At 68.1% G+C, this 332-nt stretch carries 1 protein-coding gene; it reads left to right on the top strand.

Going from position 1 to position 332, the window contains the following annotated elements; genetic code table 11:
• Positions 1-54 precede the first annotated feature (54 nt).
• On the top strand, positions 55-332 hold a 278-nt coding region (locus QQX13_RS13805; protein WP_301153694.1), incomplete at its 3' end, for a sigma factor.

Here is a 332-nt window from a genome sequence, read left to right as displayed (position 1 = left end):
GCCGGCACAACCAGATGGTCCGTTCGTTCGTGCTGGTGTCGGGAGGGGGAGTGGATGGGCTCTGCGGACGAGGTGTTGGTGGCGATGGTGGAGGTCGCTGCTGATCGTCTGGGTGCCTATGGGTATGTGTTGACGGGGTCGCAGTCGGAGGCTGAGGAGCTGGTGCAGGACGCGATCGTGCGGGTGTTCGCGCGGCGGACGCGGTTCGAGGTGCCGGCGCAGGCGGAGCAGTATGTGCGGCGGACGATGCGGACGATGCATATCGATCGGATGCGTCGGGAGGCGTTGTGGCGGCGGGTCATGCCGGGTCAGGCGCGGGAGGAGTCGCGGGC

Source organism: Demequina lignilytica (assembly GCF_030418375.1).
Lineage (GTDB): Bacteria > Actinomycetota > Actinomycetes > Actinomycetales > Demequinaceae > Demequina > Demequina lignilytica.
The sequence above is the reverse complement of the archived record's forward strand: the minus strand, read 5'-3'. Positions and strand labels throughout refer to the sequence as shown.